Raw genomic sequence first — 13,814 nt, forward strand, 5'->3', positions numbered from 1 at the left:
GTACATCCATTATAACGATAACGAGGAAAGGAAGAAATGACATGCAGATTCAGCTTGTACGACATGCTACCTTGCGTGTGGAATATGCAGGGCTGACGTTTTTGGTTGATCCGATGTTTAGCTCCAAGGGTGAAATGCCAGCAGTACCAAATACGCCGAATCAGCGCCCGAATCCAGGAGTAGAATTGCCCATATCCGTGGAGGAGGTACTCGCTGGCGTGGACGCTCTCTTGGTGACGCATACCCATTTCGATCATCTGGATGAAGCGGCCATACGCCTTCTCCCGAAGCATTTGCCTGTATTTTGCCAGCCACCGGATCTGGATAAGCTGGTGCAGCATGGCTTCGAACAAGTCGTTGCCATCGAAGCGGAGTATACATGGCAAGGGGTTCACCTGTATCGGACAGGTGGTCAGCACGGAACAGGGGAAATCGGACAGCAGATGGGGCCCGTATCTGGCTTTGTCTTGAAGCAAGCTGGTGAGCCGACGTTGTATGTGGCGGGGGATACGATTTGGTGTGAGGAAATGGAGCAGGCTGTTGCAGCGTATCGTCCAGATGCGATCGTCGTTTTCGCAGGTGCGGCCCGGTTCTTGACGGGAGACCCGATCACGATGACGAAGGAGGATATCGTCCATGTCGCAAATGCCGCGCCCGACAGCCGTATCCTCGTAGCTCATATGGAGACATGGAACCATTGCTTGCTCAGTCGCCTGGAATTGAATGAATGTTTGGAGGAGGTAAAGTTGTCCGGTCGCGTGCATGTTCCGAAGGATGGCGAAATCATCTCTTTTTCATGAGTGAACTGAATAGTAATGAAAAACAAAGCTCCGCAGGATAGCGGGGCTTTTTGACGTTGTCGAAAAAAGGGCTTATCCATCATTTGACAAACAAAAATGAACGTAATAAACTATTTTTACGTAAATGATTAATGTCATGAGGTGTTGTTGTGGCGCACGAACAACTGGAAACATATGTAGTCGAGAAGCCGGAACAGGCGATGGCACTATTGAACCCGCTCCGTGCCGAGATATTAAGCCGTTTGGCAGAGCCTGCTTCAGCAGCAGAAGTCGCACGTGGTATCAATGAAATCCCGCAGCGTGTCAATTATCACTTGAAGGCCTTGGAAAAGGTCGGATTGGTCAGGCGGGTTGGGAGTCGACAGGTACGTAATCTCGTCGAGGTGCTTTATTTGGCGATTGCGCGGACGTATGTGCTCTCGGAAGGACTGAACTGGGGCAACGATACTGTTCAGCAAATGAAGGATCAAGGATCGTTGTCTCATCTGGTCCAGACAGCAGAACGAATCAAGCGGGATGCCATGCTCTTGCTGGAGCGCTCCGATCAAGAGGTGGAGGTTCCGAGCGCCTCACTGAATGCGAGTATTCAGCTTGCCAGTGCGGAACAGCGCAGTGCTTTTGTAGAGGAATACGTCCAACTGGTGAATCAGCTTGTGGCGAAGTATCAGCCAAAAGAAAAGGGACAAGAAACGTATCAGGTGGTTCTCGCGGTTTATCCAAAACAAGGAGGAGACGAGGCATGAAGGCACAAGCTGTGGAGTCAAACAAGTCCAAACCCGTAATCGTTTGGGAAAATCGTATCCAGCCACATTCTGATCAGATCATTGCCATGCCAGCTCGAAACGGAAATGGAGTTGCGGTCGAAAGAGAAGCAGCTGTTCAGACATGGTCAGTGGGTCCGGCGAGTAATCCGGCAGTCGTGACGCAGGTTTCATCTGGATTTAACAAAAAATCAGTGGCAGTACCACAAGCAACCAGCATGCGTATGGCCGCGTAAAAAGTCGAGCGTAAACAAGCGAAGGAGGGTTTTTCATGAATCTCATTCCGGTAGTAGTCGAGCAAACGAGTTATGGAGAGAGGTCCTATGACATTTACTCCCGGTTGTTGAAGGATCGCATCATTTTTCTCGGGAGTGCCATCGATGATCAGGTAGCCAATGCGGTCGTAGCTCAGTTGCTGTTCCTGGCAGCAGAGGACCCGAAAAAAGACATTCACCTTTATATCAATTCGCCCGGAGGCTCTGTCACCGCAGGGATGGCGATTATTGATACGATGAGTTTCATTGCGCCTGATGTGTCCACGATCTGCACGGGGATGGCAGCGTCCATGGGAGCGATGCTTCTTGTAGCAGGAGCGCCGGGCAAAAGGTACGCGCTGCCCAATGCAGAAGTCATGCTCCACCAGCCATGGGGAGGCAGTCAAGGACAGGCGAGCGATATCAAGATCGCAGCAGACCGTATTATGCGACATCGCAACATGCTGTATACGATCATCGCGGAGCGTACGGGAAAGACAGTCGAGCAAATCGAAAAAGATGCAGACCGCGACTATTTCCTTACCGCCGCAGAGGCGCTCGAATACGGTTTGATTGATAAAGTGATCGAAAAATTGTAGAGCTGGGGGTGCCGGGGTGAAGATCCTATTTTTGGGGGGAACGCGTTTTATCGGTCCACATGCAGTGAAGCGCTTGGCAGAAGCAGGTCATGAGGTTGCTGTATTTAATAGGGGGCTTTCCCTCGGCGCAGCCTCTCTTCCACAAGGTGTCGTCTCTATTACGGGAGATCGTGCCCGCCTGGGTGAATACCGAGAGACTTTTCGCTCCTTTGCACCGGATGTCGTTATTGATCTGTTTCCGTACACAGAAGCAGATGCCCGCCTGCTGATAGAAACGTTTCAGGATATAGCAAGTCGTGTCGTGGCGATCAGCAGTTGTGACGTGTACCAGGCGTTCGGACGGGTGAACAAGATTGAATCCGGTCCGATTACGACCGAGCCGCTTACGGAGCAGTCTCCGCTTTGCGAGAATCGCTATCCGTTCCGCGGGGCCAGACCAGATCGCGAATATTATGACAAGGTACTCGTGGAGGGAGTCGTGATGGGGCAGCAGAGTCTGCCAGGCACGATTTTGCGCCTGCCGATGGTGTATGGCCCGCATGATTACCAGCATCGCGTCTATCCGTACCTTCAGCAGATGCGTGACGGGCGTCCGTTAATTTTGCTCGAAGAAGGCTTTGCTTCTTGGCGGTGGGCACGCGGCTACGTAGAAGACATCGCGCATGCCATTTGTCTGGTGGCTACCGACGATCGAGCAAAAAATCAGATTTACCACGTAGCAGAAGAGCAATGCTTGACGATGCGAGAGTGGATTGAACGAATCGGCAGCGTTTACGGTTGGAATGGCATAGTGATTACAGGGCCTTCTACTGAGTTGCCAAATGAGTGGGTCCCGCAGATCGAATCGAAGCAGCATATTCAGCTGGATTCTGCAAAAATCAGGCGTGAGCTGGGGTATACCGAGCAAGCTACCGCAGAGGAGTCTATGCGACGTACGATTGCATGGGAGATTGATCATCCTCCCGAGAACATTTTGCAAGGAATTGACTACAGCATAGAGGATAAAGTGGCTGCGAAGCTCGGAGTTTAGCGTACCGAATGTTTAAACCGTCAGGGAGTTTGCCTGACGTTTTTTTCTGCACACGAACGTGTTTTAAGGATTAAGTTTTATCGATTTGTTCCAGGAAGTTGTTCAATTGCTCCATAGCGTTGTTAACATTCATAAAAAAGATATCGATATCCGTAACGGTATGCTTTTCAAGTAATTTCTCAGGTTTCGTAATTAATGTGTATAGATTTATACCTGTCTCATCCTGCTCTTGCTCAGGGTATACATAGATGAGTAGATCGTCAATTCGTTCTCTTAGCTCAATGATTTCATTTGCGGTAAGTTTTGCCGCTATATGTTCTTCTGTCAACAAATCATTAAGCTGCCTTGTTAGTTGGGAGAATTTGCGATTCGCGTCAAATAATTTTGCGATGGTTTGTTCATTGTAGTGTTTTGCAAGATAGAGCGAGATGATATTTTCTACACTTTCATAAATTTTCATCCTGCTATTCCCTTGTTTATACCCACTAACATACATTTGAAGTGATTCCAATGTGATTTCTTTTCCATTAGCATTACCTAAAAAATCACTAATAGATCCTACGTATCTGTAGTTATTAAATACATTTTCTGAGTAGGTGTATGCAAGCATTCGGATTTCATCTTCACTGATATCGGCTGCATCCTTATTGCATCCAGAGGTCAACACTAGAATCAAGGATAGCATGATTAGTATCTTTTTCATTATTACCGCCCTTTCATTTAATTATATAATAAATGCTGAATTTTCTTACTTCACCAAGAAAACAGGTGCCCACCATAAAGGGGGACACCTAAATTTTAACATTACCCTTTCCAATATTCACCTGTAGAGGTGAGTGGATTTAAATACTTCACACCCGTGTTCCAAGTTATATTAAAACCTCCACCGCCACCTGATACGTTACCACCTATCCCAGTAATTGAAGTGCTTGTCCAAGAATGGTCATATTGTAAATAGACTCGCTCATTTTTGTTTGTTGTAACTTTTTCTAGTACAGCGGTTATCGTGCCATTTGTAACATATCGATCATTAATCCAAAAGCCAACACCTGCGTCCGTAGCACGTTTTGCTAACGCCACCTTACCACGTTTTTTATCAGTTCTTGTATCGAAGTAAGCTTCTTCATCACCCAAGCCATTCCAACCTTGGATGACAACCCCATCTACGTCAATTGGCATACTTCTTTTATTATCTGTATAAACACCTACGAAATCGTATGGATCACGTCCGACAAAACCTTCATTTTCATCCCACTCCCAATATCCAACAAACACATATTGATCACTTTCATCATCGTAAACAATTCTATCAGTAAACGTAATCCAGCCTTCCTCGTTAGATAATGCCTTGATCGGTTTTCCATTTTCACCATCTGAATTTATACCTTCAAATTACTGTATTTTTCTATTGTTATTTTCATTGCCTTATCAAAATCTTTCGTTTTTCTTACTTGCTCTCGTAAGTAATCTAATTTTTCGTTAAGTTTTTCAAGCTTTTCTTGTTTTACTGCTTTCTCGTATTTTGCATCAACTTTTTCAGCAAAAGCCATACTTGGAACAGTGAGCAATGACATTGAAAGTGCAAGAGGTGTAATTATCTTAGACAAATTACCTAACATTAACTCATGTCCCTGATTATGGTATATACTTCGCTTGCATTCTGCTATTTCTTGATTGTTTGTTCAATATATTTTTTGAAAAATACCAAAATTAACTGAATTTAATCTGGCGGTTTTTTGTTTGCACATCAAAGTGTTTGAAGGAAGGAGGAGTCGGGTATGAACAAAAGTATCAGATGACGGGAGGCACATCTTGTGAAAATCAGAACAAAAATCATCCTGGCTTTTGGTGTCATATTGGCTGTCATGTTCGGTTCAGGTACGTATATGCACCTGCAAATGCTAGCAATGAAGGCATCCTATACCCAGATTATCGAAGAGGAAAAATTATTGACGGACCTGCGTGAAATGCAGTTTATCATGACAGGTCGAAATAATGACGAACGAGCCTACTTATTAACAGGCGATGAAGAATTTCGGAAGGAATTGAAGGGAAAGGCAGCAAAGGTGGACAGCCTGTTTGCCAAAATGAACAGCTCTCTAGAGTCTTCTCACCATCGTGAAAAAATGGAGGAGGCAATGGGACTGTACAAGTCCTTTCTGGAGTCGAGTGGTAAAGCGGTAGAGGCACAGGATAATGGGTTACATGAAGAAGCCATCGCGCATCATTTCGGCAAGGAGCGGCAATCGAGAATAGAACTGGATTCGGTTGTGAGTGGATTGGTCGAAGAGGTGCGCAATGAAATCGAAGTAGATCAACAGGAGTTGGCGGAGAACGAAGGAATTTCGTCCATAATCCAGTTGTTTTTTAATGCAGTGGGAATTCTCGTCGCGATTGTGGTTGGCGGTCTTCTGATTCGCTCGATTGTGGCACCGCTGCATCGGGTGAACAAACAGCTTCATGATATCGCAGAAGGAAAAGGGGATTTAACTCAAGAGTTGACCGTCTTTTCAAAAGACGAGATTGGACAGTTGGCAGGCTCATTCAACAGGATGCTAGCCAATTTACGAGAGCTGATTTCTCAGGTTCGCGGGCATGCCCAGCAGGTTGCAGCCGCAGCTGAACAACTGACAGCGAGCTCGAAGCAAACGAGCCAAGCTACGGAACAGATCGCGATCACGGTCCAGGAAATGACGGAAGGAACGGACAGGCAATCCCAAAACGTAGAGGAGAGTCAGCAGGAAGTCGAAGAAATATCAGCAGGAATAGAAAAAATTGCGGCACGTGCGGAAAGCGTGTCTGCTGCGGCTGCCAGTACCTCAGAGCTGGCGACAGAGGGGGATCGAACCATCCAGCAGTCGGTTTCCCAGATGAACGGGATCGGAGAAACGATGGAGAATTTGACTGCACTGGTAGGTGGCTTGGGAAAACGCTCCGAGCAAATCGGTCAAATCGTCGAAGTCATTACGCAAATTTCAGGTCAGACAAATCTATTAGCATTGAATGCCGCCATCGAAGCGGCGAGGGCGGGCGAGCATGGCAGAGGCTTTGCTGTCGTGGCGGATGAAGTGCGAAAGCTGGCGGAGCAGGCATCAGCATCGGCACAAGAAATTTCCCAGCTGGTAGCGTCGATCCAGATGGAGACGAATGAAGCGGTCCTCACGATGGAAAAAGGATCTCAAGAAGTATCAGATGGAATGGGAGGCGTCGCAAGAGCAGGAGAAGCGTTCTCTCAAATTCGCGATGCTGTTGTGGGCGTGACGAATGAAATTCAAGAAGTATCGATTGCTGCACATACCCTTACGGAAAGTACAGGCAGGGTCGGACAATCGATGCAGATGATTGCCACTGTAGCGCAATCGGCTGTCTCTCACTCGGTGGGAGTCTCGTCTGCTACAGAAGAACAGCTTGCTTCGATGGAAGAGATCTACTCCTCGGCTGCATCGCTGGCGAGTCTCGCGGATGATTTGGAAAAACTGATAGGCCATTTCAAGGTATAAAGCTTCGCCACAAGAAACACCCCTTAGAATCGACAGAAAGATTCTGAGGGGTGTTTATTTCTCAATATTTTTTTAGAACGTACGTTCTTGTTGTGGTAAACTGTTCTTGTGGGGAGGTGAATCGCGATGTTCCGTAAAAATCAGGAGCAAGCCGTACTCATCTCGAAAACATTGGGGTGTAGTCGATTTGTGTTCAATTAATTTCTTGCACGCTGGAACAAAACCTACAAACTAACGAGCAGAAGTTATCCTACCATAAAGCGGTTCAAGTAACCAGATCAAGCTGCCAAAGCTCTTCGGTAGAGGTGTCAGCATTCTGCTTACCATTCGGATCTGGCCGGTGTCTCATTGAATGCGCTTGGTCTTGTCGACTACAAAAATATTTGGTTTTGGCCGTAATCGTGGAAGATGAGTCTGTCACAGCGCCTCTAGTTGGGCTATATAAGGCTTACTCGTCAAAAGGCGGAGGGGAAATTATGAAACGATTCCGATTTGATCAGCAAGTAGGCAAAACGATTGATCGCTATAATTCTGTCCATGCGACGATTTCTCGTGTTATACGCACACCTGATTCGGTTACGATTGGGTGTATCCATTTGGAGGCTGGTGGGATAGTTGGCTATCATCCGGCAACTTGTCCCCAACTCTTCCTTGTCGTGAGCGGTGAAGGCTGGGTACGCGGTGAAGGTACAGAGCGCATCCCGATTCAGAGTGGTCAGGCGGCATTCTGGATCACAGGAGAAGGGCACGAATCAGGCAGTGAAACCGGAATGACGGCAATCGTGATCGAAGGCGATGGACTCGATCCGGAGAGCTTTATGTCCTTGTTGGAGACCTAGTATTTGTATGTATGATGGGTTTGCCATTCCACCAACCGTACATAAGCTCATTAGACTATCCCAGAAAGACGGTGTGAAAGGCGAATGAATTGGAAAACACATATGGCACTCGGTGCCATCGCAGGCTACTGCGCCTATCCGTCATGGAAGGGGAGCGTCATTGGCGCGACGATGGCACTCGTACCTGATATCGATCAAGCAAATAGCAAGCTCGGAAACTTGATGGGACCTGTATCCAAATTGCTGCAAAAAGGATTCGGTCATCGTACAGTGACACATTCATGGGTAATATTGTTCCTTCCATTTCTGCTATTCGGTGATTCTCCGGCTGCAATGGCAGCGCTGTGGGGGATTTTGTCCCATCTGATCAGCGATATGCTGGTGGGACGCATTCAGTTATTGTGGCCGTTGCGAGTGGGATGGCTCGGCATTCGGGTGTCCAAGTCGATGTATCGGACTGTAGATCGAATCGTGTTTTATGTAGCGATTGTGTATATTGTGATCAAAGGTTATCAGTAAAAGGAATGGGACATTGAGAAAGGACCTCCCCTCAGGAGGTCCCCCTATTGAACGGAATCTGAATATTTGGAACAAATCGTGATTTTAATAAAAAAGCTGACACCGGTTTATGCCGATGTCAGCTTACTAGTAACTTTTATGAGCGGATTCTTCTTATCACGAAACAATTAAGGCATCATGAACTGTTGCACGAGTTCAGCGTTTTCAGTCATGAACTTATCTGCGTTTTGCATGACTTCTTGTTGCGCTTCCATCATTTGTTGGTCAGTCACTGTAGCGAAATTGATGGAGTTGTCAGCAGTCATAGCTGGAATTTCCAGTGCTTTGCCGAATTCTGCTTTGGACTTCAGCTTGAAGCTAAAGCCTTTTGGCATATCTGGAGTAGGGTTCGAGAAGTTCACTTTTACCGTGCCGTCAGAATCTACACCATTGTCCGTCTTCGTCTCGTTCACGGAAACATTACCGGTCAGAGCAACAGGGTTGGAGGAATATTCGTCTGCCACTACGAGTGCAAAGTCATAGTTCCCGGTTGTTTTCTTGTCTTGCTTGGTTGTCTCGAAAGTAGTCGAGAGGTCCAGAATTGGCTGGTCGGTCTCTTTCATCAGGATGCTGAACTTGCCCTTTGTCTTGTCTTTTTCTTCTGTCGCTTTGTAGGTGAAGGACATTTCGCCATTTTTCTGATCAGACAGGTTGTGCAGGGAGTAACGGTAGTACGATTCTGCACCTTTATCATAGGAAACACTGCTGTAGACCAGCTGATCTTTTTTCTCTTTTTCATCGATCAAGAGCTTGCGGGACAAGATTTGATGATCGCTATCCACGAGCACGACCATTCTCAATTGGTCAGTTGATTTGGCGTCTGTATCTTCTGTATCCTTGATGATGTCATCGAAGGCTTGCTCGTAATTTTTCTTGAATTCTTCTTTGCTGATTTCTTCTACTTTGTAGCCGCTGTCGAGCATCAGCGTAGCTACATTGTGGTAGCGGCTGTAGATCAGGTCAAACAGCTTTTGGTCTGCTTTTGCCTTCTCTGCAATTTGCTTCGTCAGAGCCGCGCCTTCTGCGTCGTTAAAAGTAATCGTGATCTCACGTGCATCTGCCTTGAGTCCTTCTTCGGAGAAGGAGACGTCTTTCTTGATGCTTACCTGGCTGTCTTTGATGCTGTCAGCGTACAGCAGGGCATACGGAGTCATTACTGTTTTGAGTTCATCTTGGTTAAAATTGATCGCTTCATGCAAATCGCTATAGCTTACGAAGCGCTTCGGCAGTTCCTCGCCCAGCTTTTGCTTAAGTGCATCGCGATCTTTCAGGTCCATATAAGCGTATTTGGAGTAAAACTCTGGCAGCTTGAAGCCCATCACGGAATCATTCATGAAGTACTCAAGAGTAGCCAGCTTTTTATCTTGTAGGTGAACTTCCAGGTTCCCTGATTGTTGATTTTTCTGTTCATCGATGTTGCTTTGCATCACGAGCTTCGCTTTGCCCAGCATGTCGAGAATTTTTTGTGCTTGCGGGTCTGGGATCGTTGCATCTAGGGCAATCTCACTCAACTCAGTGGTGGAGTGAACTGGTTTTTCCAGGTATGGCTTCATGTAGTCTTGGTATTCCCCGTAAGCTTTGGAAACGTCGCTAGAAAATTTCATCATGCTCTCCGCTTCCGCTTGCAGGTAAATCGTTTTTGCGCTCTTAAACAAATCGTACTTGGCATAGGCGGTTCCTAAACCACCCAGCACAACGACAGCCGCTGCCCCCGCGATCAACCATACTTTTTTCTTGCTTTTGCGCGGTGGGTTCACGTTTGTTGCAGTTTCCATCTGTTCTCTCCCCTTTTTGCTCTCTCTCTTTGGTTATTACCATGTGCGTAATGATTTTGCGCACTCGATTTTGTATTGTACCATAAGGAGAATGAAGGGGAACGATTTCCAGTAAATTTCTTCAAAAAAGAGGAAGAAAGACCCAAAAAGTTGCATTCTTCCTACTTTTGTATGCATATAGAACAAAGAAAAAGCGACAGCAGGGGGGAGATCACGTGGATTTTCGCGTGCTGCAAACGTTTATGGTGGCGGCCACGACAGAAAATTTTCATCAGACAGCAGAAGCGTTGTTCATTGCGCAGCCTACTGTCAGCCAACATATACGACAATTGGAAAAGGAATTGGGGATCAAGCTGTTTGAACGGGTTGGCAAACGTGTTCGGTTAACGGCTGCGGGCAAACGTTACTTGCCACATGCAAAAGGACTCCTTCAACAGTGGCATAACAGTATGGAGGATTTGCAGGCTTGGAGACAGGGCTATCGGGAAAAGCTGCAACTAGCTGTTTCACCGATTATTGCCCGTGCTCGTTTTTCCCATTTGTTGCATCGTTACACCAAGCTCTATCCCGATGTAGATATCTCGATTAAAATTGTCGACTCCGTGGAAATTGGCCCGCTGGTTCAAAATGGACAAGCTGATCTGGGCTTAACCCGGATGGTGCCGGGAGAATTCCAGTTGTCTACTTATCTTTTGTACGAAGATCCTGTCGTTTTTGCAGTCCCTCACAGTGGCGGAGATATGGAGGCGCCCTTGCCTGATTGGGAGCAAGAGGTGCAAGCAAACCGTTTGTTGACCCACAACCACCCGGGTTACTGGGATGAGGTGCTGTTGCTTTTGCGTCAGAGGGGGCTTTCCTTGCGTACGATGGCTGTTTCGCAGGTAGACATTACAAAGCGATTCATCGAGGATGGATTAGGCGTTTCCTTTTTGCCTCGGACGGCTGTCGATCGGGATTTGTTTGAAAACCGCTTTATTGAACTGCCCACACCTGGACTTGTTTTGCCGAAGGTCGCTTCTTATTTGCTGGTACCTAAAGCTGGAATTAGCGAGCCAGCGCAGCATTTTATGGAAATCTTACATTCCTTGTATCCACCGATGCCGCTTGTTCTATCAGGGGGACGGACATAGAAGATAACAAGCCTGTAAGGTAGAGGTAAGGTGAATCGATAATTTTGATGAGCATATGTATGCTACACTGAACCCTGCTTAGAGACAGCAGGAGGGAATGACGAATATGCAGGCTGAACCAATCACACAGAAGGATCGGATTTATTCTATTGATATTGTAAGGGGATTGGCATTGTTCGGGATTTTGCTGGTGAACTTACCAAGCTTCATCATGTATTCGGAAGACGTTCGTATGCCAATAGAGGCAGGGATCGATGCATGGATTCGCTTGAGCTATGATTTATTTATTCAGACGAAATTTTTTGGGATCTTTTCGTTTCTGTTTGGCTTAGGTTTTTACATTTTCATGTCACGGGCTGAACAGCGTGGACAAAAAGTATTTCGTCTCTTCAGCAGACGGTTGTTCGCGATGTTTTTCATTGGTGTGATTCACGTCATTTTGTGGTTTGGAGATATTTTGACGGTGTACGCACTCCTCGGCTTTTTACTGATGCCTTTTTATAGAAGAAAGTCTTCTACGATTCTAGCATGGGCAGCCAGTCTGGGAGGAGTGTACATGCTCACTCAAGGCGTGGCACTTGTACAGACACTCAATGGTCAAGAAGTCTATTCGTTTGTAGCATCACTCCAGACAACACTGATACCGATCTTTGTGATGTTCCTGTTTGGTTTGTATGCGGGAAAACGAGGTTTGATTGCTCAAATTCGCGAGCATAAGCCGTTGTTGAAACGAATCGCTGCTACTACTCTTGTAATCAGTCTTCCGATCGCAGCAGGGATTGTGTGGGCGAGCGGTGTTGTCTTTGGTCTAAAACTTGAACAGGTGAATAAAATATTGGTTGATCTGAGTACGCTGCCTATGGCGCTGTGCTTTATCGCCAGCTTGTTTCTGTTACTGGATCGTGAGCCGGCAAGGAAAATTCTCCAGCCGTTTGCTTACACGGGTCAAATGGGGTTAACGACTTATTTGGGTCAGACAGTCATCATGACCATTCTGATTCCTTTGTTCGGTATTACAGCAATGCCGCTCTCTTCTTGGTTTTTGCTCGCGTTGCCAATCTATGCGTTTCAATTACTCGTAAGCTGGCTGTGGCTGAAGCGTTTTAATCGAGGGCCGATGGAAAAGCTGTGGCGTTTCCTGACGTACGGACGTAAAAAGAAGATGGTTCCAGCTGCTGCTAACTGATTGTAAAATGTGATCAATACCCCGCTTTTCTTTTATTTCCCTTCGCGATTATGAATCGATATACTGGAGAGAAAAGAGATGAAAATGGAGTGGTGATGATGACAAAACAACATCCTTTGGCTATCGGCTTGGATGGTATCGCCGTAGCAGAAACAGACCTTAGTTTGGTGGATGGAATTAATGGACTGCTGGTGTATCGCGGTCATTGGGCACGTGATTTGGCTATTCACCACACATTTGAGGAAGTGGCACACCTGCTATGGTTCGGACATTTGCCTAGCGAGCAGGAGTTGACTGATTTGAAAGATAAGTTCAAAGCAAACCGTGAGCTACCGGAGCATGTAAAGGGAATCCTGAAGCTGATCCCGGCAGATGTAGATATGATGAGTGTACTGCGTACAGGTGTTTCGGCGCTGGGCAGTTCCTCGCACGGCTTCCCGCCGACTATTGATGAAGTGATTTCGCTGGCTGCCAAGATGCCGACAATCGTCGCGTATCGCTTCGCTTGTCTGGAGGGCCGCGAGCCGTTGGCGCCAAATCCAGAGCTGGATCATACAGCGAACTATCTGTATATGCTCAAGGGCGAAAAGCCGAAAGCGGCACACGTACGTGCACTGGATGCGTACCTGATTTTGACGCAGGAGCATGGCATGAATGCATCCACATTCTCCGGGCGTGTTGTCAGCTCGACTGAATCCGATCTGATTTCTTCCATTACGGCGGCAATCGGAACCCTGAAAGGTCCTTTGCATGGCGGAGCACCATCAGAAGTGACGGAGATGATCGAGGCTATCGGCACGAAGGAAAATGCAGAGCCGTGGCTGCGCAACAAGCTGGAGAGCGGCGGACGTTTGATGGGCTTCGGACACCGTGTCTATAAAACGATTGATCCGCGTGCAACTGCTCTGCGTGTTGTTGCATCCGAGCTGTCGTCCAACGATCCGTGGTTCGATCTGGCGACACATGTAGAAAAAGTAGGCTTGCAGCTACTGGAAGAGTACAAACCAGGCCGCAAGCTGAATACAAACGTAGAGTTTTTTGCCGCAGCTGTCATGCGCGCGGTGGGCTTGGACGACAATTTGTTTACACCGACATTTGCCGTGAGCCGTGTGGTCGGTTGGAGTGCGCACATTCTGGAGCAGGCAGGCAAAAACCGCATTATTCGCCCGCAATCCAATTACATTGGCACGATGCCAGAATAATAAAGATGTTAATTATAAAAGCTATCCGTTATGCGGATGGCTTTTTTACTTAGGTGCAACATAGAATGTGGCCGCGGTGAAGAGAAGAATATTTCCAGTCTAGGCTCCAGGCTCCGTCCCGCTGAGGGATGAGACTGTCCGCTCCGAAGGGATTCGCGGGGAAACGCAAAAGTGGTAGCC

General features: G+C 47.1%; 16 protein-coding genes. 12 read left to right on the forward strand and 4 right to left on the reverse strand.

The features are described 5' to 3' along the window. The first annotated feature begins 41 nt into the window (after window positions 1–41). From PMI05_RS21390 to PMI05_RS21410, 5 genes are all read left to right on the forward strand, one after another. A complete protein-coding gene (locus PMI05_RS21390) occupies window positions 42–800 on the forward strand; it encodes an MBL fold metallo-hydrolase (RefSeq protein ID WP_007726167.1) in 759 nt (252 codons plus the stop codon). A 149-nt stretch (window positions 801–949) separates the two neighbouring features. Further along, window positions 950–1,543 carry a helix-turn-helix domain-containing protein gene (locus PMI05_RS21395; RefSeq protein WP_007726169.1) on the forward strand — a complete coding sequence of 198 codons (594 nt, stop codon included), beginning with the start codon at window positions 950–952 and terminating at the stop codon, window positions 1,541–1,543. After that, on the forward strand, window positions 1,540–1,797 hold the full coding sequence (locus PMI05_RS21400; protein ID WP_007726170.1) for a hypothetical protein: 258 nt from the start codon (window positions 1,540–1,542) through the stop codon (window positions 1,795–1,797). Before PMI05_RS21395 ends, PMI05_RS21400 begins: the two co-directional genes overlap by 4 nt. Window positions 1,798–1,832: 35 nt before the next feature. Then, a complete protein-coding gene (gene clpP, locus PMI05_RS21405; RefSeq protein ID WP_007726172.1) occupies window positions 1,833–2,414 on the forward strand; it encodes an ATP-dependent Clp endopeptidase proteolytic subunit ClpP in 582 nt (193 codons plus the stop codon). Between the two features lie 16 nt (window positions 2,415–2,430). Further along, window positions 2,431–3,444 (forward strand): NAD-dependent epimerase/dehydratase family protein, encoded by a 1,014-nt coding sequence (locus PMI05_RS21410; protein ID WP_007726174.1) that lies wholly within the window; start codon window positions 2,431–2,433, stop codon window positions 3,442–3,444. Window positions 3,445–3,514: 70 nt separating this feature from the next. Here PMI05_RS21410 and PMI05_RS21415 read toward each other — a convergent pair whose 3' ends face one another. The 3 genes from PMI05_RS21415 to PMI05_RS21425 form a co-directional block, all read right to left on the reverse strand. After that, a complete protein-coding gene (locus PMI05_RS21415; protein ID WP_007726176.1) occupies window positions 3,515–4,147 on the reverse strand; it encodes a hypothetical protein in 633 nt (210 codons plus the stop codon). Window positions 4,148–4,248: 101 nt separating this feature from the next. Beyond that, entirely contained in the window at window positions 4,249–4,719 is a 471-nt protein-coding gene (locus PMI05_RS21420; protein ID WP_007726178.1) for a hypothetical protein, read from the reverse strand. A gap of 104 nt (window positions 4,720–4,823) precedes the next feature. Beyond that, window positions 4,824–5,063 carry a hypothetical protein gene (locus PMI05_RS21425; RefSeq protein WP_007726180.1) on the reverse strand — a complete coding sequence of 80 codons (240 nt, stop codon included), beginning with the start codon at window positions 5,061–5,063 and terminating at the stop codon, window positions 4,824–4,826. A 195-nt stretch (window positions 5,064–5,258) separates the two neighbouring features. On the opposite strand from PMI05_RS21425, the gene PMI05_RS21430 reads away from it, so the two are divergent. The 4 genes from PMI05_RS21430 (at window position 5,259) to PMI05_RS21440 (ending at window position 8,302) form a co-directional block, all read left to right on the forward strand. Then, complete coding sequence (locus PMI05_RS21430) at window positions 5,259–6,944, forward strand: methyl-accepting chemotaxis protein (protein ID WP_007726182.1); 1,686 nt, start codon at window positions 5,259–5,261, stop codon at window positions 6,942–6,944. A 126-nt stretch (window positions 6,945–7,070) separates the two neighbouring features. Next, window positions 7,071–7,145, forward strand: a complete 75-nt coding sequence (locus tag PMI05_RS30200; RefSeq protein ID WP_369751235.1) for a helix-turn-helix domain-containing protein — start codon at window positions 7,071–7,073, stop codon at window positions 7,143–7,145. 275 nt (window positions 7,146–7,420) lie between these two features. Then, on the forward strand, window positions 7,421–7,783 hold the full coding sequence (locus tag PMI05_RS21435; protein ID WP_007726184.1) for a hypothetical protein: 363 nt from the start codon (window positions 7,421–7,423) through the stop codon (window positions 7,781–7,783). A gap of 84 nt (window positions 7,784–7,867) precedes the next feature. Continuing rightward, a complete protein-coding gene (locus tag PMI05_RS21440) occupies window positions 7,868–8,302 on the forward strand; it encodes a metal-dependent hydrolase (protein WP_039961143.1) in 435 nt (144 codons plus the stop codon). A gap of 167 nt (window positions 8,303–8,469) precedes the next feature. Here PMI05_RS21440 and PMI05_RS21445 read toward each other — a convergent pair whose 3' ends face one another. Next, the gene (locus tag PMI05_RS21445; protein WP_007726188.1) at window positions 8,470–10,116 is read right to left on the reverse strand and encodes a DUF6583 family protein; all 1,647 of its coding nucleotides are present in this window, start codon (window positions 10,114–10,116) and stop codon (window positions 8,470–8,472) included. Window positions 10,117–10,331: 215 nt separating this feature from the next. Between PMI05_RS21445 and PMI05_RS21450 the strand changes: the two genes are divergently transcribed. From PMI05_RS21450 to PMI05_RS21460, 3 genes are all read left to right on the forward strand, one after another. Further along, on the forward strand, window positions 10,332–11,246 hold the full coding sequence (locus PMI05_RS21450) for a LysR family transcriptional regulator (RefSeq protein ID WP_007726190.1): 915 nt from the start codon (window positions 10,332–10,334) through the stop codon (window positions 11,244–11,246). A 97-nt stretch (window positions 11,247–11,343) separates the two neighbouring features. Next, entirely contained in the window at window positions 11,344–12,432 is a 1,089-nt protein-coding gene (locus PMI05_RS21455) for a DUF418 domain-containing protein (protein WP_238543339.1), read from the forward strand. A gap of 98 nt (window positions 12,433–12,530) precedes the next feature. Further along, window positions 12,531–13,634, forward strand: a complete 1,104-nt coding sequence (locus PMI05_RS21460; RefSeq protein ID WP_007726193.1) for a citrate synthase/methylcitrate synthase — start codon at window positions 12,531–12,533, stop codon at window positions 13,632–13,634. Window positions 13,635–13,814: the final 180 nt, after the last annotated feature.

The organism is Brevibacillus sp. BC25 (genome assembly GCF_000282075.1).
In the GTDB taxonomy this organism is placed as follows: Bacteria; Bacillota; Bacilli; order Brevibacillales; family Brevibacillaceae; genus Brevibacillus.

What these genes read in the sequence shown, in the direction of transcription:
- PMI05_RS21390 (WP_007726167.1), top strand. Translation starts at nt 42, where the DNA reads ATGCAGATTCAGCTTGTACGACATGCTACCTTGCGTGTGGAATATGCA.
- PMI05_RS21400 (WP_007726170.1), top strand. Translation starts at nt 1,540, where the DNA reads ATGAAGGCACAAGCTGTGGAGTCAAACAAGTCCAAACCCGTAATCGTT.
- clpP (WP_007726172.1), top strand. Translation starts at nt 1,833, where the DNA reads ATGAATCTCATTCCGGTAGTAGTCGAGCAAACGAGTTATGGAGAGAGG.
- PMI05_RS21415 (WP_007726176.1), bottom strand. Translation starts at nt 4,147, where the DNA reads ATGAAAAAGATACTAATCATGCTATCCTTGATTCTAGTGTTGACCTCT.
- PMI05_RS21425 (WP_007726180.1), bottom strand. Translation starts at nt 5,063, where the DNA reads ATGTTAGGTAATTTGTCTAAGATAATTACACCTCTTGCACTTTCAATG.
- PMI05_RS21435 (WP_007726184.1), top strand. Translation starts at nt 7,421, where the DNA reads ATGAAACGATTCCGATTTGATCAGCAAGTAGGCAAAACGATTGATCGC.
- PMI05_RS21440 (WP_039961143.1), top strand. Translation starts at nt 7,868, where the DNA reads ATGAATTGGAAAACACATATGGCACTCGGTGCCATCGCAGGCTACTGC.
- PMI05_RS21445 (WP_007726188.1), bottom strand. Translation starts at nt 10,116, where the DNA reads ATGGAAACTGCAACAAACGTGAACCCACCGCGCAAAAGCAAGAAAAAA.
- PMI05_RS21455 (WP_238543339.1), top strand. Translation starts at nt 11,344, where the DNA reads ATGACGAATATGCAGGCTGAACCAATCACACAGAAGGATCGGATTTAT.
- PMI05_RS21460 (WP_007726193.1), top strand. Translation starts at nt 12,531, where the DNA reads ATGACAAAACAACATCCTTTGGCTATCGGCTTGGATGGTATCGCCGTA.